This window comes from Microbacterium sp. MDV22-iso44, from assembly GCF_058629135.1.
In genome coordinates this window covers 1,167,388-1,193,407 of sequence record NZ_JBZVWS010000001.1, presented here as the reverse complement: position 1 = coordinate 1,193,407, position 26,020 = coordinate 1,167,388, and the positions used below count along the sequence as shown (strand labels likewise).

The window sequence follows — 26,020 nt, the reverse complement described above, 5'->3', positions numbered from 1 at the left end:
TCTCATCCGACTCCCAGGAAGCGACAACCAGCCGTTCTTCCGCGGGGGAGGAAACCCCCTGGTCGCACAGGTGGTTGACTGGACGGGTGAGCCGGGCGAGACAGGACCAGGTCATGGCGCTCCTGATCCGGGATGCCGCGTGGCGGACGGCCGGCGAGCTCGCCGACGTCGTGGGGGTCACGCCCCGCAGCATCCGCTCCTACGTCGCGGCGCTCAACGCCCGCGTCCCCGGCGGCGACGCGATCGAGTCGGGTCCTTCCGGGTACCGCCCGGGGCCCGGAGCCCCAGGGGCGCTGCGGACGGTCGCAGAGGAGACGCCGCGGGATCGCCTCCACCGACTCGTCCGGGACCTGCTCGACGCACCCGCGGGGATCGACGTCTACGCCGCGGCGCAGCATTTCCACGTGAGCGAAGCGACGCTCGAGGCGGACCTCGGCCGGGTGCGCGCGCTCCTGAGCGGCACGCAGCTCACGCTGGAACGGTCCGCCGAACGCGTGCGGCTGTCGGGGACCGAGATGGCCCAGCGCCGGTTGCTCAGCCGTCTCGTCCACGACGAGATGGAGCAGGGCGCCTTCGATCTGCGCGCACTCCGACGTGCCCTCGGCGAGAGCACCGCCGAGACCTCCGCCCTGGGTGCGTTCAAAGCCGAGCTCGTCGATGGTCTCGGGGAACTCGGCTACCTCGTGAACGAGTTCGGCATCGGCGACGTGATGATGCACATCGCGATCGCCGCCGACCGAGTCGGTCGCGGCCGCGGGCTCGACGGCGAGCCGGTCGGGGACTCCGCGGCGCGCGGCGAGATCGCCGACCTGCTCGATCGGCTCGCCGTGACCCACTTGGGCGTCCACCTCGGCGACGGCGACCGGGACCACCTGGCCGCGCTCGTGCAGACCCGCGTCGTCGCGCCGGGTGCCGCGGAGCCCGACGCCGTCATCCGCGACCGACTGGATGCCGACGTCGAGGAGGCCGTGCGAGCGGTCGTCGCGCGAGCGGCATCCGAGTTCCTCGTCGACATCGACCACGACGATTTCATCCTGAGGCTCGCGCTGCACGTCCAGAACCTGCGGCAGCGTGCCCAGGATCGGGCGTGGTCGCGCAACGCCCTCACCCGGTCGCTGAAGTCGAGCTACCCGATGATCTTCGACGTGGCGGTCTTCATGGCCGAGCAGCTCCGCGTCGTCGTCGGCGCGCCGCTGCACGAGGACGAGATCGCGTACATCGCGATGCACGTCGGCGGCCGACTGGAGCGCTCGCGCCAGTCCGCTCGTCTGCTGACGGCGACGCTCGTCTGCCCGGGCTATTACGAGATGCACGAGCTGCTGCGCACGAGCATCGATCGCGCCCTCGGTCGCGAGATCGAGGTCGTCGCGGTCGAGACGCGCGTCGACCCCGATTGGGCAGGGCTCGACACCGACCTGGTGCTGACCACGATCGATCCCCCCACGCCCTCCGACCGGCTCGTGCGGATCCAGCCGTTCCTCACCGAGCCCGACGTCGAGCGCGTGCAGCAGGCCGCGGCACGTGCCCGCCGGGCACGACGCCTCGCGGGGCTCCGCGCCGAGCTCGAGCGCTACTTCTCGCCCGATGCGTTCGTCTCACGGCTGCCCGCCGACGCCGACGAGGAGACGGTCATCCGCGGTCTCGGCGGGCTCCTGGCCGCCCAGGGTGTCATCACCGAGGACTACGTCGATCGCACGCTCGAGCGGGAGCGCATCTCGTCGACCGCGTTCACCGATGCGCTCGCCGTCCCGCACGCGATCGGCATGACCGCGACGCGGACGGCGATCGCCGTGGGCCTCGCCGACCCGTCGATCCGCTGGGGCGACGGGCGCGTGCAGGTCGTCGCGATGGTGGCGTTCTCGGAGTCGGACCGCGAGGCGTTCCAGACGGTGTTCGAGCAATTCGTCGAAGTGTTCAGCGAGCGCGACAGCGTGCAGCGGATCCTCCGCCGCGGCACGAGCTTCGCCGGCTTCCTCGACGAGCTCGTCGCGGTCGTCGACGGCTGATCAGCCCACGAGGCGCGCGTCGAGTCCCATCCGGACACCCGGCCACTCGTGGGGGAGGATCGAGTACACCACGGTGTCGCGCATCGTCCCACCCGGTCCGATGCGGTGGTTGCGGAGCACGCCGTCCTGACGGGCGCCGAGCCGTTCGATCGCCGCTCGGGACTGCCGGTTGTGCCACGAGGTCCGGAACTCGACCGCGATCGCGTCGCACGCCTCGAACGCGTGGCCGAGCAGCAGCCGCTTCGCCGTCGTGTTCACCTCGGTGCGCTGCACGTCGCGTGACAGCCACGTGTATCCGATCTCGACGCGCCGGTTCTCGGCGTCGATGTCGCAGAACGTCGTCATGCCCTGCGGGCGACCGTCGACGACGACCGTGAAGGGATTCATCCGGCCCGCGTCCCGCTCGGCGAGGCGTCGCGTGATCTCATCGGGGACGGATGCCGGGATCGCCGTGTACCAGGCGTACTCGAGCCCGTCGCGGGCCGATGCCAGCGCATCCGCGTGCGAGGAGTCGAGCGGCACGAGCTCGACCCGGCCGTGTCGGAGGGTGACCGGTTCGGTCAGTGCGGTCGTCATGCCTGCGCCGCATCCAGCACGGCGCGCACACCGGCGTCGACCACGCTCAGGCGCGCAGCGGCATCCTCGGCGGACTCGCCGCGTACGTCGAGGTAGGCCTTCAGCTTCGGCTCGGTGCCGCTCGGGCGCACGATGACGCGCGACCCGTCCTCGAGCCAGAGGCGCAGGACATCGCCGCGCGGCGAGCCCTCGGGCGCCGTGAGCAGGTCCTCCATGCGCTCCACGGCGACCGAGCCGATGGATGCCGGGGGCGCCGCGCGCAGGGCTGTCATGATCCGGCCGATCACCGAGACGTCGTCGACACGGAGCGAGACCTGGCCGCTCGCGAAGTGTCCGAAGGTCGCCGCGGACTCGTCGAGCAGGTCGCCGAGCGTCCTGCCCTCCTCGCGGGCCTCCGCGACGAGGCCGAGGATCGCGACCGCCGCCGAGATGCCGTCCTTATCGCGGACCGTGCCCGGGTTGACGAGGTAGCCGAGCGCCTCCTCGAAGCCGTAGACGAGGCCCGGGGCACGGGAGATCCACTTGAATCCGGTGAGGGTCGCCGTGAAGTCGAGGCCGTAGTGCTCGGCGATCGTCTGCAGACCGGGCGACGAGACGAGCGAGCACGCGAGGGTTCCCGAGGTCGCGGTGCGGGCGGCACGCCAGCCGAGCAGGAGCCCCACGTCGTTGCCGGTCAACCGGTGCCAGCCGCCGGGGGCCGCGGCATCCGGGATCGCGACGGCGAGCCGGTCGGCGTCGGGATCGTTCGCGATGATCAGCTCGGCGTCCGCGCCCCTGGCGGTCTCGAACGCGAGGTCCATCGCGCCGGGCTCTTCGGGATTCGGGAACGCGACGGTCGGGAAGCGGCCGTCCGGCTCGATCTGCGCAGCCACGACCGTCGGCGCAGGGTAGCCGGCGGTCTCGAGGACGCGAGAGAGCGTCTCGTATCCGACGCCGTGCATCGCCGTGTACACCCAGTTGAGTCCCGCCGCACCCGCCGGGGCGGGGGCGACGACGGCGGTCCCGGTGACGTAGGCGTCGACGACGGATTCATCGGCGACCTCGTAGTCGTCCGAGCGCGGGATCGATCCGAGGTCCGCGCGCGCCGCGACCTCGTCGATGCGCGCCGCGATCTCGGCATCCGCCGGCGACACGATCTGCGCGCCGTCGTCGTCACCGCCGAGGTAGACCTTGTACCCGTTGTCGTCCGGCGGGTTGTGGGATGCCGTGACCATGACGCCGGCCGAGGCGCCGAGGTGGCGCACCGCGAAGGCGAGGACGGGCGTCGGCAGGAGGCGGGGGAGGAGGATCGCGCGGAGCCCTGCACCGGCGAAGATCTCGGCGCTGTCGCGGGCGAACACGTCGGAGTTTCGACGTCCGTCGTAGCCGATGACGATCGACGGCGTCTCGGCGCCGGCACGGTCACGGAGGTATGCCGCGAAGCCGGCGGCCGCCTGGCTCACGAGCACGCGGTTCATGCGGTTCGAGCCCGCACCGAGCGCCCCGCGAAGGCCCGCGGTGCCGAAGGCGAGGCGGGTGTCGAAGCGGTCGTGGAGGTCGGCTGTCGCAGCGGAGTCGCCCCCTTCGGCGCGCGAGATCAGGTCGGAGAGCTCCGCCCGGGTCGCCTCATCCGGGTCCTGCGCGAGCCACTCACGGGCGGTCTCGAGCACGCCCTCGCTCACAGGACGCCGATCACGCGGGCCAGCAGGTCCGAGATGACGGGCTCGGCGTCGCGCCCGGCCTCGAGGACCTCCTGGTGGCTGAGCGGGGTCGACTGGATGCCGGCGGCCAGGTTCGTGATGAGCGAGAAGCCGAGGATCTCCATGCCCGCCTGGCGGGCGGCGATCGCCTCGAGGGCCGTGGACATCCCGACGATGTGTCCGCCGATGGCCTTCGCCATCTGAACCTCGGCCGGGGTCTCGTAGTGCGGCCCGCGGAATTGGCAGTAGACGCCCTCGTCGAGGCTCGGATCGATCGTGCGCGCGAGGTCGCGCAGGCGCGACGAGTAGAGGTCGGTCAGGTCGATGAAGGTCGCGCCTTCGAGCGGCGAGTCCGCGGTGAGGTTGATGTGGTCGCTGATGAGGACGGGCTGTCCCGGCGTCCACGACGTCTTGATCCCGCCGGCGCCGTTGGTGAGGACCATGATCTTCGCGCCGGTCGCGGCGGCGGTCCGCACGCTGTGGACGACGCGGCGGACGCCGTGGTTCTCGTAGTAGTGGGTGCGCGCTCCGATGACGAGGACACGCTTGCCGTCGGGTGTCAGGATGCTGCGGATCGACCCGACGTGCCCGGCCAGGGCGGGCTTGCTGAAGCCGGTGACCTCCGTCGCGTCGAGCGTCGCGATCGTCTCGCCGATGAGCTCGGCGGCCTTCCCCCATCCGCTGCCCAGGGTCAGGGCGATGTCATGGCGTTCCACACCGGTGAGGCGTGCGATGTCAGCGGCGGCGGTGTCAGCGACCTCGAACGGGTCGGTGGCGGGATCGTCGAGCGGGTGGGTCTCCTCGTGCATGCTCCCACTCTAGGAAGCGCCGACGCGCTCGGCCACACGATGCGTTCCGCGGCGCGGCGCACGAACCCCCGTCAGCCTGAAAGAATGATCCACATGTCTGTGAGCTTCGAGACCACCCAGAGTGTCGCGATCATCGGTGGCGGCCCCGGCGGATACGAGGCGGCTCTCGCAGCGGCCCAGCTGGGAGCCGAGGTGACGCTCGTCGAGCGCGCGGGCATCGGCGGGTCCGCCGTCATCACCGACGTCGTCCCGTCCAAGACCCTCATCGCCACGGCGGACGCCGCCGTCGCGATCCGCGGCGCGTCGGATCTCGGCGTGCAGCTGTTCGCACGCGGCGACAGCGGCAAGCCGCTCAAGCCCGAGATCGCCATCAACCTGGGCGCCGTCAACAAGCGACTCCTCTCCCTCGCCCGCCAGCAGTCCGACGATCAGCGGGCCCAGCTCGTGGACGCGGGCGTCCGCATCATCTCGGGCCACGGCCGCCTCGACGGCACGCACGCCGTCGTCGTCTCGACCGGTCCCGGCGGCACCGACTTCGACCGCGTCGAGGCCGACACCCTCGTCGTCTCGGTCGGCGCGTCGCCCCGCGAGCTCGACAGCGCCAAGCCCGACGGGGAGCGCATCCTCACGTGGACGCAGCTCTACAACATGACGAGCCTCCCCGAGCACCTCATCGTCGTCGGGTCCGGCGTCACGGGAGCCGAGTTCGCCGGCGCGTACATGAACCTCGGCTCGAAGGTCACGCTGATCTCGAGCCGCGACCAGGTCCTCCCGGGTGAGGACTCCGACGCCGCCGCGGTCATCGAGAAGGTGTTCACCCGGGGCGGCATGGAGGTGCTCTCCAAGTCGCGCGCCGAGAAGGTCGAGCGCACGAAGGACGGCGTCGTCGCGACCCTCTCGGACGGCCGCACCGTCGAGGGGAGCCACTGCCTCATGGCGGTCGGATCGATCCCGAACACGGCGGGCATCGGACTGGAGGATGCCGGGGTCCAGCTCACCGGCTCCGGCCACATCCAGGTCAACCGCGTCGCGCGGACCTCGGTGCCCAACATCTACGCAGCCGGCGACTGCACGACGTTCCTGCCACTCGCCTCGGTCGCGGCCATGCAGGGGCGGATGGCGGTCTTCCACGCGCTCGGCGACACCGTCATCCCGCTCAAGAAGGAGCGCGTCACCGCCAACATCTTCACCGCACCCGAGATCGCGACCGTCGGTAGCCAGGAGCGCGACATCGAGTCGGGCGCCGTCAATGGCACCGTGTACAAGCTCCCGCTCGCGGCCAACGCCAGGGCGAAGATGATGGGCGTCAAGGACGGCTTCGTGAAGATCATCGCGCGCGAGGGATCGGGGACCGTCATCGGCGGTGTCATCGTCGCTCCGCGCGCCTCCGAGCTGATCTACCCGATCGCGATCGCCGTCGAGCGGCGGCTCACGGTCGACCAGCTCTCCCGTGTCTTCGCGGTGTTCCCCTCGCTGGCCGGCAGCATCACCGACGCGACGCGTGCGATGCACCAGGTCGCCCGCGACGAGGACACCTACAGCTGAGGGCCGGAGGCGGGCCCGATCGGGTCGCCTCCGGCCCTCGAGGGCTCACTCCGTCAGGAGATGGTGAGCAGCTGGTGCCCCGCCGAGACGGTCGCACCTGCCTGAGCATTGATCGCGCCGACGACGCCGTCCTTGTGCGCCTGGATGGGCTGCTCCATCTTCATCGCCTCGAGGACGACGACGAGATCGCCCTTGACGACCTGCTGTCCCTCCTCGACGGCGATCTTCACGACGGTCGCCTGCATGGGGGACGCGACGGCGTCACCGCTCGCGCCCGAGACGGCGGACGACGCATGCGAGCGCCGCGACGGGGGCACGGCGACGGGGCGTCCGACCGCGGCGGGGGCGTGGGAGAGGCGGTCGGGGAGGCTGACCTCGAGACGCTTGCCCGAGACCTCCACGACGACCGTGTGGCGGCCCTCCGGCTCGGCCGAGGGGCCAGCCTCGCCGTCCCAGGCGGGGATGTCGTTGTCGAACTCGGTCTCGATCCAGCGCGTGAAGACGCCGAACGTGCCGTCCTCACCGGTGAAGGCGCGGTCGCGCACGACCTTGCGGTGGAACGGCAGCACCGTCGGCATCCCGGCGACCTCGAACTCGTCGAGCGCGCGACGCGAGCGCTCCAGCGCCTCTTCGCGGGTGCGGCCCGTGACGATGAGCTTGCCGAGCAGCGAGTCGAACGCACCCGAGACGCTGTCGCCGGCGGTGACACCGGAGTCCAGACGCACACCGGGGCCGCCGAACGTCTTGAAGACGTGGATGTCGCCGGGGGCGGGCAGGAAGCCGCGGCCCGGGTCCTCGCCGTTGATGCGGAACTCGATCGAGTGGCCGACCGGCTCGGGGTCGGCGTAGTCGAGCGTGCCGCCTTCGGCGATCCGGAACTGCTCGCGCACGAGGTCGATCCCGGTCACCTCTTCGGAGACCGGGTGCTCGACCTGCAGGCGCGTGTTGACCTCGAGGAACGAGATGGTGCCGTCGGCGCCGATGAGGAACTCGCACGTGCCCGCGCCGACGTAGCCGACCTCCTTGAGGATGGCCTTCGACGCCGAGTAGAGGATCTCGTTCTGCTCCGCGGTGAGGAAGGGTGCGGGGGCCTCTTCGACGAGCTTCTGGTGGCGGCGCTGGAGCGAGCAGTCGCGCGTCGAGACCACGACGACGTTGCCCTCGGCATCCGCCAGGCACTGCGTCTCGACGTGACGCGGCTTGTCGAGGTACTTCTCGACGAAGCACTCGCCGCGTCCGAACGCGGTGATCGCCTCACGCGTCGCCGACTCGAACAGTTCCTCGACCTCGTCGAACTCGCGGGCGACCTTGAGGCCGCGGCCGCCGCCGCCGTAGGCCGCCTTGATGGCGATGGGCATGCCGAACTCGCGGGCGAAGGCGACGACCTCGTCGGCACCGGAGACGGGGCCGGGCGTCCCGGGAGCGAGGGGAGCACCGACCTTCTCGGCCACGTGGCGGGCCGTGACCTTGTCGCCGAGTGCCTCGATCGCCTCGGGCGACGGTCCGATCCAGATGAGGCCCGCACCGATGACGGCGCGCGCGAATTCCGCGTTCTCGGCCAGGAAGCCGTAGCCGGGGTGGACGGCGTCGGCGCCGGAGCGGCGGGCGACCGAGAGGATCTTCTCGATCGAGAGGTACGTCTCTGCGCTCGTCGCTCCGCCGAGGGCGTAGGCCTCGTCGGCGAGGCGCGCGTGCATCGCGTCGCGGTCCTGGTCGGCGTAGACCGCCACCGAGGCCTTCCCCGAGTCACGTGCGGCGCGGATGATGCGCACCGCGATCTCGCCACGATTGGCGATCAGCACTTTCGAGATTCCAGTGTTCACGCTCTCAGGCATGGCTTCGAGCCTACCCACGTGACTGCCGGACTCTTTGGATCACTCGCACAAAGTCATGCGGGATTCATGTGGCGGAGTCCACTACGCCCGGGGTTGTCCCCGCCGTGTTCCACGACGCCGGGGTTGTCCCCGCCGTGTTCCGCGACGCCGGGGTTGTCCCCGCCGTGTTCCACAGCGTCGTCCACTCCACGCCGAGCTCGCGCACCAGCCGCCGCAGCGTCGACAGCGACATCCCGACGACGGTCGACGGGTCCCCTTCGACGCGCTCGATGAAGGCTCCGCCCAGGCTGTCGACCGTGAAGGCACCGGCCACCAGCAGGGGTTCCCCCGTCGCCACGTACGCGTCGATCTCAGCATCCGTCACATCCGCCGCGAACGAGACGGATGCCGCGGCCACCGCGAACGCCTCGGTCAGGGCGCCTTCCGGACCGACGAGGAACACGCTGTGTCCCGAGTGCAGGACGCCGGTGCGTCCGCGCATCGACTGCCAGCGGGCGCGCGCCGCCTCGGGCGTGTACGGCTTGCCGAGGATCTCTCCGTCGAGCTCGAACATCGAGTCGCCCCCGATGACGAGCCCCTCGAACTCCTCGGCAGCGAGTGTCTGCGCGACGTCGGCGGCTTTGCGCCGCGCGAGCAGGAGGACGTGCTCCTCTGGGGGCAGGGTCCGGCCCTCCGCCGCCTCGGTCGTCGCGATCACCGCTTCCTCGTCCACCTGCGGCGCCCGCGTCGCGGGTTCGATGCCTACCTGGCGCAGGAGCATGAGGCGGGCGGGGGAGGTGGAGGCGAGGCAGACGCGCATGCGGACCACGCTAGCCGCGAGCGGTGTGACAGCATCGGAGGATGCAACCCGGAGACCTCCTCGACCTCGACATCACGGCCGTCGCGCACGGCGGCGTCTTCGTCGCCCGCCACGAGAACCGGGTCGTCTTCGTCTCGGACGCGATTCCCGGGGAACGCGTGCGCGTCGCCCTCACCGACACGAAGAAGTCGTCGTTCTGGCGGGGCGACACCGTCGAGGTCCTGGATGCCTCCCCGCACCGGCGCCCCCACGTGTGGACGCCCGCCGATGTCGCGACGGCGCCCGAGGATCGCCCCGGCGGAGCGGACTTCGGTCACATCGCTCTCGGCCACCAGCGCGAGCTGAAGGCCGAGGTCCTCCGCGACGCCCTCGCGCGGTTCGCGGGCTCCTCGGCGCCTGTCACCATCGAGCCGCCGACGGCGCAGATGAAGGGCGACCGTGTCGTCGAGGAGTCTCCCGACGGCACCGGATGGCGCACGCGGGTGAGCCTGCATGTCGATGAGGACGGCCGCATCGGACCCTTCGCCGCGCGCAGCCACCGCGTCATCCCGGTCGAGGAGCTTCCGCTGGCGACCCCCGGCATCACCCGTGCCATGGCGAGGCGCCAGGGCGGCTCGCCCGGCCGGCTCGACCTCGTCCAGCCGGCGGACGGCCGTGTGCGTGTCATCTCCCGGCCCGAGTCGACCCGTTCGCGCCGCCCCGGGCCCGTCGACCCCGCGGCCCGCGAGGTCGTGGTCGAGACGGTCGGCGATCGCGAGTTCCAGGTGGATGCCGGTGGTTTCTGGCAGGTCCATCGCCTCGCCGCGGGAACCCTGCATGACGCGGTCGCCGATGCCGTGGCCGGATCGGTGGATCCGGAGGGTTGGCACCTCGACCTGTACGGCGGCGTCGGGCTCCTCGCGGCATCCGTCGCGGATGCGGGCGGCCCCGGCACCCGGATCACCTCGGTCGAATCCGACGCGCGGGCGACCGAGCACGCGGGCGAGAACCTGGCGGCGTGGATCGGCGCGCGCGCCGAGACCGCGCGGGTGGACCGCTGGCTCGGCCACCTCGTCGACACCGCCACGCCCGCTCAGCGCGCACGTCTCGCGCGCGGCACCGTCGTCCTCGACCCGCCGCGCGCCGGCGCGGGCAAGGACGTCGTCGAACGGCTCGTGGCCCTCTCGCCGGAGCGGATCGTCTATGTCGCCTGCGACCCGGTCGCGCTCGCCCGAGACCTCGGCACCTTCGCTGAGCACGGCTACACGACGCCGTCGGTGCGGGCCTTCGATCTGTTCCCGCACTCGCATCACGTCGAGGCGATCGTCGTGCTGACGCGCTGACGGATAGGGTGAGCGCATGATCCGCGTCGCCTTGATCGACGACCACGAATCCGTGCGACTCGGCCTCGAGGCCGCCTGCAGTCGTACGGAGACGACGCGCGTCGTCTTCTCCGGAGAGAGCGTCGCGGCATACCTCGACTGGCGGACCCTCACGCAGCAGCATCCCGCCGATGTCGTCGTGCTCGATCTCACCCTCGGCGACGGCGCCACCGTGACCGAGAACGTCAGGCGCCTCGTCCACGACGGGTCACCGGTCATCATCCACAGCGTGGCCGACCGCCCCGCCGCGGTGCGCGAGGCGCTGGTCGCCGGGGCAGCCGGCGTGGTGAGCAAGGCTTCGCGGATCGACGAGGTCATCTCCGCCGTCGACACGGTCGCCCGTGGCGAGTCGCTCGACAACGTCGAATGGGCGTCGGCGATCGACGGCGACCGGGCGTTCGCCGATGCGCAGCTGTCGTCACGCGAGCGCGACGTGTTGCGTCTCTACGCCGCAGGTCTGCCGCTGAAGTCCGTCGCGGAACGGCTCGGGGTCGCCTATTCGACGGCGAAGGAGAACATCACCCGCGTGCGGGTCAAGTACGTCGAGGTGGGCCGTCCCGCCCCGACGAAGGTGGATCTTCTCCGCCGAGCGATGGAGGACGGCCTGGTCGACGAGGACTCCGGTGGCAGCTGAGGTCGCGACGACCGGGATGCTGACGATCCCGCCCGATTCGACCTTCTTCTCCCGCGAGCGCGTCGAGCGCATCCTCGCGTTCGTCATCGCCGTCGGGTGCGCCGTGCTCGGGCTCCAGTCCCTGTTCCACGCGATCGGGTCGACCCAGGAGGACCACGGCTGGAACCTGGTCCTCACGTTCGTCACGTTCGGACCCCTCGTGCTCATGATCGCCGCCGGTGTCGCGGGGCGGTTCTACCGGCCGCTCGCCGCGGCGTTCGCGATCATCTTCCCCCTCGTGCTGATCTGCTGGCCGATCGCGACGGCGGGCCGCGAGGCATCCGCCACCGCCGAACCGTGGATCTGGTACCTGCTGAACGTGGCGACCGTGGCGACGGCCCTGGCGTTCCCGCTGCTGCTGCAGTACCTCTGGTGCGCGCTGGTGCCGGTGCTCTACGGCGTCGTGCGGCTGATCCAGATCGGCGCCGACGTCACGAGCGTCATCCAGGTGTCGCGTCAGGTCGTGTACGCCATCATCCTCGCCGTCGTCATGATCATGATCGGCTGGATGCTGCGGCTGCTGGCGGAGCGGTTGGATCGCACCCGCGAGGATGCCGTCCGCTCCTACGCCGCGGCGGCGGCGGCCGACGCCGTCGAGCAGGAACGGATCTCCGTCGCCGCTCTCATGCACGACAGCGTGCTGGCCGCCCTCATCGCCGCCGAGCGTGCCTCGACCCCCCGCGAGCGCGACCTGGCCGTCGGGATGGCGCGAGACGCCCTCACGAGGCTGGCGAACGCCGATCGCGAGGCCGAAGAGGGGCCCGACGAACCCGTCGAGCCGACGTTCATCGTCGATGGGATCCGCGCCGCCGCCGCCGAGCACGACGTCGACATCGACGTGCGGATCGCGGTCGACCAACGCGCGCAGCCGCTCCCCGGTCGTGTCGCGCGCGCCCTCGCTCTGGCCGCGGCGCAGGCCGTCGTCAACGCGATCGAGCACGCGGGCGGCGCCGGCCTCCACGCCGAAGTGACGGCGGACGACCGCCGCGTCGTCGTGCGGATCGTCGATGCCGGCGACGGGTTCGACGTGCAGGCGGTGCCTGAGGATCGCCTCGGGATCAGCGGGTCGATCGTCGCCCGCGTCGCCGCCGTCGGAGGGCAGGCGCGCGTGCGCAGCACCCGCCGCGGCACCGCGGTCGAGCTGCGATGGGAGTACACGCGATGAACGTGCGCGTCCAGACCGGATTGTCGATCGTGGCGGTCGTCTTCACCGCCTACCTGGCGGTGGGCGGGCTCGTCTGGACCGCCCCGGTGCCGCAGCCCGCCCTGTTCATCGCAGCCCTGTCGCTGTACCTCGTGACCACGTGGCTCTGCGTGTTCTGGGGGTTCACCCCACGGCCGGGCGGTGACGCGCCGCAGGTGGAGCCCGCCCCCGGCGGCGCCGCGCCGCGCGTGGGCGGGCTCCCGCTGTGGCTGTGTGCGCTTGTTCTCGCCACGACGATCCTCGTCCCGCTTGCGACGTGGTCCGCCGTCGCCGAGAGCGCACGCCAGGAGCCGTTCGCCACCTGGAGTCTCGGCGGCATCGGTGCGCTGCTCACGATCGTCACCGTGCGCCGGCGACCCCTCATCGCCTGGATCGGCGTCGTGCTCCTCGGCGTGTCCTCGTCCCTGTGGATCGGCGTCCTCGCCTCGCTCGCGCTGGGCCTCGTGGGGGCGGCCGTCTGGGTCGTCGCCGCGCAGCTGCTGACGGCACTCGTCGATCGGGCGGCGGTCGACACCGCCGAACTCACCGGCATCCAACGCCGTTCCTTCGAGTGGCTCGCGAGCCAGGAGGGCAGGCGCCGTGAGCGCCGTGTCCGGGTGCAGCAGGCCCTCGCCGTCGCGGGGCCGCTCCTCATCCGCACGATCGAATCCGAAGGCGACCTCGAGCCGGAGGAGCGCGAACGCGCGCGCCTGGCCGAGGGATCGCTCCGAGACGAACTCCGCGGTCCCCGCCTTCTCGACGAGGCGGTCCGGGGGCGGCTCCAGGAGGCGCGTCTGCGCGGCAGCACCGTGACGGTGCTCGACGAGGGCGGGCTGGATGCCGTGTCCCCGGGCGCGCTCGACCGCATCCGCGCCGACCTGGCCGAGGCGCTCAAGGGGGCGTCGTCGGAGCGCATCTACATCCGCACGTCACCGCACCCGCGCGTGGCGGTCACGGTCGTCGGCCGCTCGCGTCGTCGCGACGATCCCGACGGGGACGAGGTCGTCGATCTCTGGCACGAGATCGCCCACCCGCGTTCGCCCATCGAGCGCTGACGCCCGACGCGGCGTCATGCGCTGACGCGCCGATATCCCGGTGAGGGAAGAGGCGAGGGGCGGCGAAGCCGCCCGCCCCTCGCCATGCAGGTGGTTACCCGAAAACCGACCTGCACATGCCGATCCGCGCTCTGAGGGATACGGATCGACAGAACGCAGAAGCGTTCCAGCGGTATTAGTCTTCCTGGTCGCGAAAAGCGTGTCTGTAGGTACTTTGGGGGACAAAGCCGGCCGCAGCCGCTCAGCCCGCCCAGCGACCCCAGGGCACGTCGCGGCGGAGGCCGCTTCGCACGCCGCGAGCCGACACCTGCCATGCCGAGACGGTCGGTTCGTCCACGACGGCCGTCTGCTCCTCGCGGGCGAGCGACTCGCTGACGACGGCGATCACCGCGGCGAGTTCCTCAGGGCTCGCGTCGCCGCGCCGCACCTGCAGGGGCGCGGCGGTCGCGGCGTCGTCCGGCAGGCTCACAGCGGGATGTTCCCGTGCTTCTTGGCCGGCTGGCTCGCGCGCTTGCCGCGGAGGGCGCGGAGCGCCTTCGCGACGGCGACGCGGGTCTGCGCCGGCTCGATGATGCCGTCGAGTTCGCCGCGCTCGGCGGCGAGGAACGGCGAGGCGACGTTGTAGGTGTACTCGTTCGCGAGGCGGGTGCGGACGGCGGCGACGTCCTCGCCGGCCTCCTCCGCGCGCTTGATCTCGCCGCGGTAGAGGATGTTGACCGCGCCCTGGCCGCCCATGACGGCGATCTCCGCCGTGGGCCAGGCGAGGTTGATGTCCGCACCGAGCTGCTTGGACCCCATGACGATGTAAGCGCCGCCGTAGGCCTTCCGGAGGATCACCGTCACGAGGGGGACGGTCGCCTCGGCGTAGGCGTAGAGCAGCTTCGCCCCGCGGCGGATGACGCCGGTCCACTCCTGGTCGGTTCCGGGCAGGTAGCCGGGGACGTCGACGAGGGTGAGGATCGGGATCGAGAACGCGTCGCAGAAGCGCACGAACCGGCTGGCCTTCTCGCCCGCGTCGATGTTCAGCGTGCCGGCCATCTGCGACGGCTGGTTGGCGATGATGCCGACCGTCCGTCCCTCGATGCGACCGAAGCCGATGACGATGTTCGGGGCGAACAGGGGCTGCACCTCGAGGAAGTCGCCGGCGTCGACGATGTGCGAGATGACCTCGTGGATGTCGTACGGCTGGTTCGCCGAATCCGGGATGACCGTGTTCAGCACCCGGTCGGAGTCGGTGGTCTCGAACTCGAAGCCCGATTCGTAACCGGGGGCATCCGACATGTTGTTGTCGGGCAGGTAGCCGATGAGGGTGCGCGCGTAATCGATCGCGTCGTCCTCGTCCTCGGCGAGGTAGTGGGCGACTCCCGAGCGGGTGTTGTGCGTGTGCGCACCGCCGAGCTCCTCCATGCCGACGTCCTCGCCGGTGACCGTCTTGATGACGTCGGGGCCGGTGACGAACATCTGGCTGGTCTTGTCGACCATGATGACGAAGTCGGTGAGGGCGGGGGAGTAGACGGCGCCGCCCGCGGCCGGGCCCATGATGAGGGAGATCTGCGGGATGACGCCCGAGGCCGCGGTGTTCAGGCGGAAGATCTCGCCGTACTTGCCGAGGGCGACCACACCCTCCTGGATGCGGGCGCCGCCCGAGTCCAGGATGCCGATGATCGGGATGCCGCTGCGCAGCGCCAGCTCCATGACCTTGATGATCTTCTCGCCGGCGACCTCGCCGAGAGAGCCGCCGAAGGTCGTGAAGTCCTGCGAGTACACCGCGACGGTGCGACCGTGGATCGTGCCCGTGCCGGTCACGACGGAGTCGCCGTAGGGACGGGAGCGGTCCATGCCGAACGCGGTGGTGCGGTGCCGCACGTATTCGTCGAGCTCGACGAACGAACCGGGGTCGACGAGCAGCTCGATCCGCTGGCGGGCGGTGAGCTTCCCCTTCGCGCCCTGCTTGGTGCGGGCGGTCTCCTCGGCGGAGACGACGGCTTCTTCATAGCGTGCACGCAGGTCGGCGATCTTGCCGGCGGTCGTGAACAGGTCGGGCTGATCGGTCACGGGTTCCACCCTAGCGAGCGCGCCCGCGGCGGCGTTGGATACCGGCGACAACGGCACGGCGGATCCGCTGTGGCATCCCTCAGAGCCCCGCGTGTCAACCCGCGGGGCCTGACCGTCGCCGCACTCTAGGGTGGCGGCATGTCGATCCCCGAGAACGGTTACCCCCGCGCCGCCGCGGTCAGCCCGCGCCTCCACATCGCCCCGAGCGTCGACTCGACGAACAAGAAGCTCCTGACCGATGCGTTCGACGATCCCGAGGGGCATCCCCACCTCTCGGTCGTCCTCACCCGTGATCAGCGCGCGGGACGCGGTCGCCTCGACCGCACCTGGGTGACCCCGCCGGACTCCGCGCTCGCCGTCTCGGTGCTCGTCCGCGTCGAGGCGGTTCCGACGTCCGCCCGCGGATGGATCCCGCTCGTGGCGGGCGCGGCCATGACCTCCGCCGTCCGCGACCAGTTGGAGGGCCGCGATGTCGGACTGAAGTGGCCGAACGACGTCCTCGTCGGAGGGCTCAAGATCTGCGGCATCCTCGCCGAGGTCATGCCCGGAGACCCCCACACGGTCGTCGTGGGTGCGGGTGTCAACACGCGGATGACCGCCGCCGAGCTCCCCGTCCCCACCGCGACGTCCTTCGCCGCCCTCGCCCGCCCGGCCGACGAGGATCGCCTGCTGGCCGACTACCTGACGGGCCTCCGCGACGCCGTCGCGGCGCTCGCCGTCGGGGGGACGGTCGCGGATGCCGCGATGCAGGCGGTGCGCGAGGTGTGCACCACGCTCGGCTCGGACGTCTCGGTCTCGCTCCCGGACGGCTCGACCCTCATCGGCACGGCGCAGCGGATCGACGACGAGGGGCGCCTCGTCGTCGAGGCCGCCGGCGTGACGCACGTCGTCTCCGCAGGCGATGTCGTGCACGTCCGATGACCTCCGTCCGATGCGCTCCGGGCGCGTCGGCGCGGACCGGTGCGCCGGGCGCGTCATGATGGTGCCGTGAGCCAGCCGACCGCGTATCCGGGACGTCCCCGGACGCCTGCGCCCGGCACCGCCGCGCCCGAACTCGTCATCGCCCGGCTGCACCGCCACGCCCGTCGACTGGCCTGGTCCGCGCTCGTCCTCATCGCCACTGCCGGGGCGACCGGGTACTTGAGCGGGAACCTCCCCGAACCGTGGGAGGACTGGATGCTGTGGGGCGCCGCATCCGCCGTCATCCTCCTCTTCGTGGTCCTCCCGTACCTCCGCTGGCTCGCCCACACCTATACGGTCACGACCCGGCGCGTCATCGAGCGGGCCGGACTCCTCAACCGGCGTCGCACCGACATCCCCCACGCCCGGGGCTACACGATCTCGGAGCGCCGTGGTCCGTTGCAGCGGATGTGGGGGAGCGGCACGCTGACCCTCGCCAACGGCGTGGACGAGCCGCTCCGACTGATCGACATCCCCTCGGTCCGTCTCGTGCACGAGACGCTGTCGGACCAGGTCGAGGTCAGCCAGATCCTCGCCCACCGCGACTCCCACAGCATCCCGATCGCGGGTCTCGAAGACTGACCGTCTGCGACCGGGCACCGGTATGCGCGAGGATGGAGACGACAGGAGGAGCGGCATGGCACTGCAGGTCGGAATCGTCGGAGGCGGACAGCTCGCGCGGATGATGATCGCGCCCGCCGTGGAGATGGGCATCGACGTCCGGGTGCTCGCGGAGGAGCCCGGGATGTCGGCGGGACTCGCAGCCTCTGCCGTCGGCGACTACCGCGACCTCGAGACGGTCCTCGCCTTCGCGAAGGACGTCGACGTCATCACCTTCGATCACGAGCATGTGCCGCAGGACGTGCTCCGCGGTCTCGTCGCCGCCGGCGTCGCCGTGCACCCCGGCCCCGATGCGCTCGCCTTCGCGCAGGACAAGATCGACATGCGCACGAAGCTCGCCGAGCTGGGCATGCCGCAGCCCGAGTGGGCCGCGGTGGCGGATGCCGCATCCCTCGACGCCTTCATCGCCGAGCACGGCGGGCGCGCCGTCGTCAAGACCCCGCGCGGCGGGTACGACGGCAAGGGCGTGCGCGTCGTCGCCGACGCGGCCGACGCGGCCGATTGGCTGGATGCGCTGGAGGAGGGCGGGGCGCTCCTCGCCGAGGAGCTCGTCTCCTTCAGCCGTGAGCTCGCCCAGCAGGTCGCGCGGCGCCCGTCGGGCGACCTCATCGTCTACCCGGTCGTCGAGACCGTTCAGGAGGGCGGGGTGTGCGCCGAGGCGATCGCGCCGGCCCCCCACTCGGCGGGCCGACTCGCCGACGTCGCCGCCGAGATCGGCGAGGCGATTGCGACGGGCCTCGGGGTGACCGGGATGCTCGCGGTCGAGCTCTTCCAGACGGGCGACGAGCGGCTCCTCGTCAACGAACTCGCGATGCGTCCGCACAACAGCGGCCACTGGACGCAGGACGGATCCGTGACGAGCCAGTTCGAGCAGCACCTGCGCGCCGTCCTCGATCTGCCCCTGGGCGACACCGCGCTGCGCGCGCCGCACGCCGTGATGGTGAACATCCTCGGCGGGCCGGCCGAGGGGACGCTCGGTGAGCGCCTGCCCGCCGCCCTCGAGGCGCATCCTGCCGCCAAGATCCACACCTACGGCAAGGACCCCCGTCCGGGCCGCAAGGTGGGGCACGTCAACGTCGCCGGCGACGATCTCGACACCGTCGTCTACGAGGCCCGAGCGGCAGCGGCCTACTTCCTCGATTGACCCGTGCCGTTCCGGGCTTCTCCAAGCTCTCCCGCCTAGCCTGGTCGAGTGAATCGCCCCCTCCACTCATCCTCCGCCCCTCTGATCGGCGTCGTGATGGGGTCCGACTCGGACTGGCGCATCATGTCCGACGCCTCGCAGATCCTGACGGACTTCGGCATCGCGCACGAAGTCGAGGTCGTCTCCGCCCACCGCACCCCCGACAAGCTGCTCCGCTACGGGCGTGAGGCGCGCGAGCGGGGTCTGCGGGCCATCATCGCGGGTGCGGGCGGCGCCGCTCACCTGCCCGGCATGCTCGCCTCGGTCACGACGCTCCCGGTGATCGGCGTCCCGGTGCAGCTCTCGACACTCGACGGCCTGGACTCGCTTCTCAGCATCGTCCAGATGCCCGCGGGCATCCCGGTGGCCACCGTCTCCATCAACGGCGCGAAGAACGCCGGACTTCTCGCTGTGCGGCTGCTGGGCGCCACGGACGCGGAGGTCGGCGACCGCGTCGCCGCCTACGCCCGGGACCTGGAGTCGCAGGTCGAGGAGAAGAACCGACGACTCAAGGACTCCCTGTGAGCCGGACCGCGGCGGAGGTACTCCGATGAGTGTCATGAGCCCGCCGCGATCGACCTCGGGTCCGACGCGCGGACGCTCCGTCGTCGAGGAGCGGCCGCTCCGTCACCCCGACGACTCGGCGCCCGCGATGATGTCGCGGCGCGCGTGGTGGCTCGTGGCCTCCAATTTCCTGCTTCCCGGCTCGGCGCAGACCCTCGCCGGCAACCGACGCCTCGGTCGCGTCGGCCTCGTGGCGACGATCGTGATGTGGGGGCTGCTCGCGGCGGCCGTGCTGCTGGGGCTGATGTGGCGGTCGCTGCTGACGTCGATCGTGGCCTCGGCGTGGACGCTCACCGGAGCGCAGATCCTGCTCTGGATCTATGCGGCGCTGTGGGTCGTGCTCACGATCGACACGCTCCGCCTCGTCCGGCTGTCCCGTGTCCCCGGTCGGACCCGCGCTGCGGCGACGGTCGTGGCGCTCGTCCTGGCCCTCGTGCCCGCTTCCGCAGCCGCGTACACGGCGCAGTCGGTGATCGCGCCGCTGCGATCGGGCCTGTCGATCTTCGCGTCGGGCCCCAGCGTCCCCCCGTCGGACGGCTACTACAACTTCCTCCTCCTCGGCGCCGACAGCGGTCAGGGACGCGACTCCATGCGCTTCGACAGCATCTCGGTCGTCTCCGTGAACGCCGAATCGGGAGCCGTCACGATCTTCGGCATCCCGCGCGACCTGCGCCACGTGCCGTTCTCCGACGGCCCGATGCACGACCTCTACCCGAACGGGTTCGAGGGGCACGCGGGGCAGACCTGCGGATGGTCCTCGGGCATCAACCAGCTCATGAACGCCGTCGAGACATGCCGCGATGATCGCGGGAAGAGCCTCTACCCGGATGCCGCGGCGCAGAACTCCACCCCAGCCGTCGAGGCGACGAAGGACGCCGCCGAGGGGATCCTCGGCATCAAGATCCCGTACCACGTCTTCATCGACATGCACGGCTTCGCCGACCTGGTCGACGCGCTCGGCGGAGTGACGATCACGGTCAAGGAACGCCTTCCCGAGGGGCCGGGTCCCCGGTACCACGACCAGCCCGCCGAGGAGTGGGCGACGGGCTGGATCGAGAAGGGGAAGCAGCACATGGACGGGCAGACGGCGCAGTGGTACGCACGCTCCCGTTACACGACGAGCGACTGGGACCGCATGCGCCGTCAGCGCGAACTTCAGACCGCGATCCTCGCCCAGGCCACCCCGTCGACCGTCGTGACCCGGTTCAGTGAGATCGTCGCGGCGGGCAAGAACCTCGTGCAGACCGACATTCCCGACTCGTTGCTGCCGTTCCTCGTCGACCTCGGCGCGAAGGCGAAGGATCAGAAGGTCCAGGACCTCGAGCTCACCCCGAAGGGCGTCAACATCGACCCCGACAACCCCACCTCCGCGGACTGGCAGAAGATCCGGGGGATGGCCGACGGACTCCTGCACCCGCCGACACCGGCACCGAGCACCGCGCCGTGACGGCCGAGAGGGATCACCGATGACGACCACGCTCCGCGTCGTGTTCGACCCGTCCGCCCCGGCGACGGGGCCGGACCTCGTCGTCGCCTCCCGTGAGCTCGCGGGGGGGCTCGTCGCCACAGCCCCCAGCGGGTGCGAGGTGCGCGCCATCGTCCCGAGCGACGCCGGCGACGACACGCTGGCGGATCAGGGGGTCGCCGCCGCCGACCGACTGCCCGTCGGATCGGCCGCGGCATCCGCTCTCTGGCGCCGCGGACTCCGGGCGGGAGCCGGTGACGGGCTCATCCACTCGGCGACCCTCGCGGCCCCGCTCGTCCGACACGACCGCGTCCACGATCACGATCAGACCGTCGTGACCCTCTGGGACGTGCGGCCGTGGGACGAGCCCGACGAGCTTCCGCGAGCGGATGCCGCCTGGTCCCGGGCCATGCTGCGCCGAGCTGTCCGCCACGCGGACGCCGTCGTGGTCCCCACGCACGAGCTCGCCCGTCGAGTGGCCGAGCTCGCCCCGCTCGGTGATCGCCTGCGGGTGATCGCGGGCGCGCCCTCGGACGATCTACGCGTCCCCACGGATGAGGTCGGGCGTCGCCGCGAGCTGGACCTCCCCGACGGCTACGTCCTGCTCGCCGGCTCGGCAGCGGCATCCGATCGGCTCCGGACGGGGCTCGAGGCGGTCGTGCGGTCCGGACGGGACACCGCCGTCGTCGTCATCGACGCGCCCGAAGGGGCGGAGCCCGCGATCGTCGAGCTCGCCGCTGCGGCCGGATTGCCCGAACGACGCCTGCACGTGCGAGGTCACCTCGGAGCGCCCGACCGTGCCGCCGTGATGGCCGGCGCCGTCGCATACCTCGCCCCCGCGGATTCGCGCGCGTTCCCGTGGCGGACGCTCGACGCCCTCCGACTGGGTCTCCCGATCGTCGCGGCCGAGAGTGCGACCCACCGAGAGCTTCTGCTCGACGGGGCTACCTTCGCCGCCGGCGATCCGGGCTCGCTGGGGGACGAACTCGCCGCCACGCTGTCGTCCACGTCGACGGTCGAGCGGCTCGCCGTCCTGGCAGCCGATCGGGGTCGCGCGTTCAGCTGGGCGGGCGCGGCGGAACGCGTCTGGCAACTCCACGCCGAACTCTGACGTCGGCTGTGAACGCCGTGGCAGCGGCGTGTCGCACGAGGCATCTTCCGTCTCGACTGGTATCACGGCGTGACTTCAGTAACACTGTTCACATGCGCCTCACATCTTCCGTGCCCCGACACCCCCTTCGGCGCATGGCGATGGTGTTGGCGACCGTGCTGTCGCTCAGCGTCCTCATGGCCGTCGTCCCCACGACGGCGGCTCAGGCGGCCGATCCCCGCCTCCCCTCGTCGATCACCGACGGCGGCTTCATCATCAGCGACGGGGAGTTCTTCAACGGAGGATCGATGACCGCCGCGCAGGCGCAGTCGTTCCTCGAGAAGCGCGTCCCCTCGTGCAAGGCGACCTCAGGGCCGACCTGCCTGCGGAACTTCACCGCCGACCTGCAGCCGAAGTCGAAGGACGCCTACTGCAACGCGGTCGCGGCGAAGACGAAGGTCCGCGCCTCGGAGATCATCGCCACCATCGGCAAGGCGTGCAACATCAGCCCGAAGGTGATCCTGGTGATGCTCCAGAAGGAGCAGGGCCTCGTCACCTCCACCAAGCCCACCGAGTGGAGCTACCGCGCCGCGATGGGCATGAACTGCCCCGACACGGCGCCGTGCAGCGCGGCATCCGCCGGGTTCGTCAACCAGGTCTACCTCGGTGCCCGCCAGCAGCAGGTCTACGCGAAGAACCCCGGGTCGTACAGCTACCGCAAGGGGCAGGTGAACTCGATCAAGTGGCACCCCAACAGTGCGTGCGGCAGCTCCAAGGTGCTCATCAAGAACCAGGCCACGGCGAACCTGTACATCTACACGCCGTACCGCCCCAACATGGCGGCGCTCGCCGCCGGGTACGCGCAGGGCGACTCGTGCTCGAGCTACGGCAACCGCAACTTCTACAACTACTACGTGCAGTGGTTCGCCCCCGAGGTGTCGAAGAACCCCGGCGGAGCCGCGGCACTCGTCAAGGCGTGCACCGCGCCGGCGGCCGCCGACGTCCTCCCGGCATCGGGCCCCGCCACGGTCACGACCGCGACCACGGGGCGCACTGCCCCGGTCAGCGGCTGCACCACCGGCGCGACCTCGCTCAAGGCGTCAGCGAAGGTGACCCTCACGGGCACCTACGGCTCGTGGGCGCGGGTGACGAGCGGATCCACCTCCCTGTGGGTCGCGAAGTCCGCCCTGTCGACGCCGGCGCCCGCCGGAGGCGCGTGTGCGGTCCCCGCCGAGTCGAGCGTGACGAAGGCGACCGGCACGATCACGGTCGTCACCGACAGCCTCAATGCCCGTAAGGCCCCCTCGACGCAGTGCCAGACCGGCGTGCGTGCGATCACCCGGGGGCAGACTTACCAGCGCACCGGTGTGTACGGCGTCTGGTGGCGCATCCAGGTCTCGGGAGCCACCTACTGGTCCCACAGCGACTACATGACCGTCAAGAACGATGCCCCTCCGGCGTCGACGATGTATCTGGCGACGACGACGAACATGACGCCGTCGGTCTCGTCGACGGCGATCCAGGCGACGCTCCGCAAGGGCACGACCGTCAAGGCGCTGACGGTGTCGGGTGACCGTACCCAGGTCACCGTCGACGGCATGACGGGCTGGGTGTACTCGTCGAAGCTCTCGGTCGGGAACCCCGGCGGGGCGTCCGGCCAGGATCGGCAGAGCATCGCGGCGACGCCGCTTCGTGCGACGGCATCCGCCTCGGGGAAGGTCCTGACGACGCTGAAGGCGGGCACGAAGGTCACCGTCTACGACACCTTCGGTGCGTGGCGCGCGGTGACCGCCGGCACGGCGAAGGGCTGGATGCGGGACTCCGAGCTCGGCGCGGTCACGCCGGTCGTGACCACGAAGTACCTCTCGGCGCCCGACAATGTGGCCTCGACGGCCACGTCGACGGTGATCGTGGCGACACTCCGAAAGGGCGCGGCGGTCAAGGCTTCGTCGGTCTCGGGGAACCGCACGCGGGTGACGGTCGACGGGATCACGGGCTGGGTCACCTCGTCGAAGCTGGTGGCGAAGAACCCGGGCGCCGCGGCCGCTCAGAGCAAGCAGAGCATCGCGGCCACGCCGCTTCGTGCGACGGCATCCGCCTCGGGCAAGGTCCTGACGACGCTGAAGGCGGGCACGAAGGTCTCCGTCTACGACGCGTACGGGCAGTGGCGTGCCGTCACCGCAGGCACGACCAAGGGGTGGATGCGGGACTCCGAGCTCGGCGCGATCGCTCCGGCAGTGAAGACGATGTACCTGGCGACCACGACGAACATGACGCCGTCGGTGTCGTCGGCGACGATCCAGGCGACGCTCCGCAAGGGGACGACCGTCAAGGCGCTGTCTGCCTCGGGTGATCGCACGAAGATCACCGTCGACGGGTTGACGGGCTGGGTGTTCACGTCGAAGCTGTCGGCGAAAAACCCGGGGGCGGTCTCCGTTCAGAGCAAGCAGAGCATCGCGGCCACGCCGCTTCGGGCGACGGCGTCCGCCTCGGGCAAGGTCCTTACGACGCTGAAGGCGGGCACGAAGGTCACCGTCTACGACACCTTCGGTGCGTGGCGCGCGGTCACCGCCGGCACGACGAAGGGCTGGATGCGGGACTCCGAGCTGAAGGCGGTGTCGTCGACGCCGGCGGCGGTCGTGAAGACGACCACGGCCGCTCTCAACTTCCGGGCTACCCCGTCGGCGTCCGGAACCAAGATCAGCGTCATCCCGAAGGGGACGAAACTGACCGTGACCGGCACCTCGGGTGTCTGGCGCAAGGTCACCTACCAGGGCAGGACGGGCTGGGTGAGCGGCGACTTCCTGCGCTGATGATCCGAGGGTGCTCAGGAACCGTCGGATAGGATGATCGACGGCCTGAACGGCATCCGCCGCTCCGCGGTACCCGCCTTCGCAAGGAACCCCGTGACACAGATCGATTACAGCGCCTTCGACACGCCCGGACGTGGTCGCGGACTCCTCGACGTCTTCGAGTACCGCTACCTGCTTCGGCTGCTGATCGGGAAGAGCACGGCGCTCCGCTACCGCAACTCCGTCCTCGGATGGTTCTGGTCGTATGTCCGACCGACGGTGCAGTTCCTCGTCTACTACATCGTCATCGGCGAGATCCTCCAGGTCCACAAGAACGTCCCTGCCTTCCCGCTGTACCTGTTCAGCGGGCTCGTGCTCGTGAACCTGTTCAACGAGACCCTCGGGGCCGCGACGCAGTCGATCGTGAGCAATCGCGCCCTGGTGCGCAAGATCTACCTCCCGCGCGAGCTCTTCCCGCTGGCGGCGATCATCGGCGCCTTCACGCACTTCCTTCCGCAGCTGGCCGTGCTCATCATCGTGAGCCTCCTGTTCGGATGGCTGCCGAGCTTCGCCGCCGTCGGGCTGGTCCTGCTCGGCATGCTGCTCGTCCTCCTCTTCGTGACCGGTCTCGGCCTCTTCTTCGCGGCGGTGAACGTCCGCTTCCGCGATGCGAGCAACACGGTCGACATCATCCGGACGATCGCGACGTGGTCCGTGCCCGTCCTCTACACGTGGGCGATGGTCTACCACCGGACCGAGAACTTCCGCTGGCTCTTCCACGTCTGGCTGTCCAACCCGCTCGCCGTCGCGGTGGAGATGTTCCACCACGCGTTCTGGGGGGCGCTCCCCGTCGTGAACGCCGCATCGCCGGTGCCCGACAACCTCGGGTGGCCGCCGCAGTTCGAGTGGCATGTCGTGGCCTCCGTCGGTGTCATCCTCGTGACGCTGTTCGCCGGTCAGTTCGTCTTCCGTCGCGCCGAGCGCACTTTCGCCCAGGACCTGTGATGTCGACTCGTAACGCCACCGAAGCCCAGCCCCGCATCATCGTCGAGCACGTCTCGAAGTGGTTCAACAAGCGCTCCGCGCGGTCGCTGAAGGACGCTTTCATCGGCGTCGTCAAGCGGCAGTCGACGCGCTCGCGCCAGTTCCAGGCACTGAACGACATCTCCTTCCAGATCGGGGAGGGCGAGTCCGTCGCGATCATGGGCCTCAACGGCTCGGGCAAGTCCACGACTCTGAAGCTCGTCTCCGGAGTCCTCGAGCCCGACGAAGGCCGCGTGTTCACGCGCGGACGTGTCGCCGGTCTCATCGAGGTCGGCGCCGGCTTCCACCCCGACCTCACGGGCCGCGAGAACGTCTTCCTGAACGCCGCCATCCTCGGGATGACCGAGAAGGAGACGAAGGAGCGCTACGACGAGATCGTCGAGTTCAGCGGCATCGGCGACTTCATCGAGCAGGAGGTCAAGCACTACTCCTCCGGCATGTTCATGCGCCTGGCCTTCAGCGTCGCGATCCACGTGGAGCTCGACGTCCTCCTCGTCGATGAGGTGCTGTCCGTCGGTGACGCGCCCTTCCGGGCGAAGTGCGAGGCGAAGCTGCGCGAACTGGCCGACCAGGGCGTCACGATGATGATCGTCAGTCACAGCAAGAACATCGTGAAGAACCTGTGCTCGCGCGGCGTCGTCATCCGCAAGGGCAACGTCGTGTTCGACGGTCCCATCGACGACGCCTTCGCCGAACTCGAACGGGGCTGATCCGCCGCGCGACCG

General features: G+C 70.6%; 22 protein-coding genes. 15 read left to right on the top strand and 7 right to left on the bottom strand.

Going from position 1 to position 26,020, the window contains the following annotated elements; all coding sequences use genetic code 11:
- The first annotated feature begins 113 nt into the window (after positions 1 to 113).
- Positions 114 to 2,006 (top strand): BglG family transcription antiterminator, encoded by a 1,893-nt coding sequence (locus AC4NN1_RS05865; protein WP_491954874.1) that lies wholly within the window; start codon positions 114 to 116, stop codon positions 2,004 to 2,006.
- Here the strand turns inward: AC4NN1_RS05865 and AC4NN1_RS05860 are convergent, their stop codons facing one another.
- The 3 genes from AC4NN1_RS05860 to AC4NN1_RS05850 are packed head-to-tail and all read right to left on the bottom strand — an operon-like array spanning position 2,007 to position 5,070.
- Positions 2,007 to 2,582, bottom strand: coding sequence for a GNAT family N-acetyltransferase (locus AC4NN1_RS05860; protein ID WP_491954787.1), 576 nt, complete (start codon positions 2,580 to 2,582; stop codon positions 2,007 to 2,009).
- A complete protein-coding gene (locus tag AC4NN1_RS05855; RefSeq protein WP_491954786.1) occupies positions 2,579 to 4,243 on the bottom strand; it encodes a phospho-sugar mutase in 1,665 nt (554 codons plus the stop codon). Before AC4NN1_RS05855 ends, AC4NN1_RS05860 begins: the two co-directional genes overlap by 4 nt.
- On the bottom strand, positions 4,240 to 5,070 hold the full coding sequence (locus AC4NN1_RS05850; RefSeq protein ID WP_336124443.1) for a purine-nucleoside phosphorylase: 831 nt from the start codon (positions 5,068 to 5,070) through the stop codon (positions 4,240 to 4,242). The genes AC4NN1_RS05855 and AC4NN1_RS05850 overlap by 4 nt, the downstream gene beginning before the upstream one ends.
- 93 nt (positions 5,071 to 5,163) lie before the next feature.
- On the opposite strand from AC4NN1_RS05850, the gene AC4NN1_RS05845 reads away from it, so the two are divergent.
- Entirely contained in the window at positions 5,164 to 6,615 is a 1,452-nt protein-coding gene (locus AC4NN1_RS05845) for an NAD(P)H-quinone dehydrogenase (protein ID WP_026303045.1), read from the top strand.
- A 53-nt stretch (positions 6,616 to 6,668) separates the two neighbouring features.
- Here AC4NN1_RS05845 and AC4NN1_RS05840 read toward each other — a convergent pair whose 3' ends face one another.
- Together AC4NN1_RS05840 and AC4NN1_RS05835 are read right to left on the bottom strand one after the other, a co-directional pair.
- Positions 6,669 to 8,450 carry an acetyl/propionyl/methylcrotonyl-CoA carboxylase subunit alpha gene (locus tag AC4NN1_RS05840; protein ID WP_028497343.1) on the bottom strand — a complete coding sequence of 594 codons (1,782 nt, stop codon included), beginning with the start codon at positions 8,448 to 8,450 and terminating at the stop codon, positions 6,669 to 6,671.
- Between the two features lie 64 nt (positions 8,451 to 8,514).
- Positions 8,515 to 9,249, bottom strand: a complete 735-nt coding sequence (locus tag AC4NN1_RS05835) for a Maf family protein (RefSeq protein WP_491954785.1) — start codon at positions 9,247 to 9,249, stop codon at positions 8,515 to 8,517.
- A gap of 41 nt (positions 9,250 to 9,290) precedes the next feature.
- Here AC4NN1_RS05835 and AC4NN1_RS05830 point away from each other — a divergent pair, with 41 nt between their 5' ends.
- Genes AC4NN1_RS05830 through AC4NN1_RS05815 form a run of 4 tightly spaced genes read left to right on the top strand, consistent with a single transcriptional unit; the run spans position 9,291 to position 13,521 of the window.
- Positions 9,291 to 10,571 (top strand): class I SAM-dependent RNA methyltransferase, encoded by a 1,281-nt coding sequence (locus AC4NN1_RS05830; RefSeq protein ID WP_491954784.1) that lies wholly within the window; start codon positions 9,291 to 9,293, stop codon positions 10,569 to 10,571.
- Between the two features lie 16 nt (positions 10,572 to 10,587).
- Positions 10,588 to 11,244 (top strand): response regulator, encoded by a 657-nt coding sequence (locus AC4NN1_RS05825; RefSeq protein ID WP_491954783.1) that lies wholly within the window; start codon positions 10,588 to 10,590, stop codon positions 11,242 to 11,244.
- Entirely contained in the window at positions 11,234 to 12,448 is a 1,215-nt protein-coding gene (locus tag AC4NN1_RS05820; RefSeq protein ID WP_018188758.1) for an ATP-binding protein, read from the top strand. The genes AC4NN1_RS05825 and AC4NN1_RS05820 overlap by 11 nt, the downstream gene beginning before the upstream one ends.
- A complete protein-coding gene (locus AC4NN1_RS05815; protein ID WP_018188757.1) occupies positions 12,445 to 13,521 on the top strand; it encodes a hypothetical protein in 1,077 nt (358 codons plus the stop codon). Before AC4NN1_RS05820 ends, AC4NN1_RS05815 begins: the two co-directional genes overlap by 4 nt.
- Positions 13,522 to 13,762: 241 nt before the next feature.
- Here AC4NN1_RS05815 and AC4NN1_RS05810 read toward each other — a convergent pair whose 3' ends face one another.
- Together AC4NN1_RS05810 and AC4NN1_RS05805 are read right to left on the bottom strand one after the other, a co-directional pair.
- Positions 13,763 to 13,990 (bottom strand): acyl-CoA carboxylase subunit epsilon, encoded by a 228-nt coding sequence (locus tag AC4NN1_RS05810; protein ID WP_020096736.1) that lies wholly within the window; start codon positions 13,988 to 13,990, stop codon positions 13,763 to 13,765.
- The gene (locus AC4NN1_RS05805) at positions 13,987 to 15,585 is read right to left on the bottom strand and encodes an acyl-CoA carboxylase subunit beta (protein WP_116228596.1); all 1,599 of its coding nucleotides are present in this window, start codon (positions 15,583 to 15,585) and stop codon (positions 13,987 to 13,989) included. The genes AC4NN1_RS05810 and AC4NN1_RS05805 overlap by 4 nt, the downstream gene beginning before the upstream one ends.
- Before the next feature lie 129 nt (positions 15,586 to 15,714).
- On the opposite strand from AC4NN1_RS05805, the gene AC4NN1_RS05800 reads away from it, so the two are divergent.
- From AC4NN1_RS05800 to AC4NN1_RS05760, 9 genes are all read left to right on the top strand, one after another.
- Positions 15,715 to 16,497, top strand: coding sequence for a biotin--[acetyl-CoA-carboxylase] ligase (locus AC4NN1_RS05800; protein ID WP_491954782.1), 783 nt, complete (start codon positions 15,715 to 15,717; stop codon positions 16,495 to 16,497).
- A 66-nt stretch (positions 16,498 to 16,563) separates the two neighbouring features.
- On the top strand, positions 16,564 to 17,118 hold the full coding sequence (locus AC4NN1_RS05795) for a PH domain-containing protein (RefSeq protein ID WP_116228597.1): 555 nt from the start codon (positions 16,564 to 16,566) through the stop codon (positions 17,116 to 17,118).
- Between the two features lie 55 nt (positions 17,119 to 17,173).
- Complete coding sequence (locus AC4NN1_RS05790) at positions 17,174 to 18,301, top strand: 5-(carboxyamino)imidazole ribonucleotide synthase (protein ID WP_018188752.1); 1,128 nt, start codon at positions 17,174 to 17,176, stop codon at positions 18,299 to 18,301.
- A gap of 96 nt (positions 18,302 to 18,397) precedes the next feature.
- Positions 18,398 to 18,865: a 5-(carboxyamino)imidazole ribonucleotide mutase gene (purE, locus tag AC4NN1_RS05785; RefSeq protein ID WP_018188751.1), complete on the top strand. Its 468-nt coding sequence runs from the start codon at positions 18,398 to 18,400 to the stop codon at positions 18,863 to 18,865.
- Positions 18,866 to 18,890: 25 nt separating this feature from the next.
- The gene (locus AC4NN1_RS05780) at positions 18,891 to 20,351 is read left to right on the top strand and encodes an LCP family protein (protein WP_018188750.1); all 1,461 of its coding nucleotides are present in this window, start codon (positions 18,891 to 18,893) and stop codon (positions 20,349 to 20,351) included.
- A gap of 19 nt (positions 20,352 to 20,370) precedes the next feature.
- Entirely contained in the window at positions 20,371 to 21,480 is a 1,110-nt protein-coding gene (locus AC4NN1_RS05775) for a glycosyltransferase (RefSeq protein ID WP_491954781.1), read from the top strand.
- A gap of 92 nt (positions 21,481 to 21,572) precedes the next feature.
- Complete coding sequence (locus AC4NN1_RS05770) at positions 21,573 to 24,272, top strand: SH3 domain-containing protein (RefSeq protein ID WP_491954780.1); 2,700 nt, start codon at positions 21,573 to 21,575, stop codon at positions 24,270 to 24,272.
- A gap of 93 nt (positions 24,273 to 24,365) precedes the next feature.
- Positions 24,366 to 25,256 carry an ABC transporter permease gene (locus AC4NN1_RS05765; protein ID WP_026303043.1) on the top strand — a complete coding sequence of 297 codons (891 nt, stop codon included), beginning with the start codon at positions 24,366 to 24,368 and terminating at the stop codon, positions 25,254 to 25,256.
- Positions 25,256 to 26,005, top strand: coding sequence for an ABC transporter ATP-binding protein (locus AC4NN1_RS05760; protein WP_018188746.1), 750 nt, complete (start codon positions 25,256 to 25,258; stop codon positions 26,003 to 26,005). The genes AC4NN1_RS05765 and AC4NN1_RS05760 overlap by 1 nt, the downstream gene beginning before the upstream one ends.
- Positions 26,006 to 26,020: the final 15 nt, after the last annotated feature.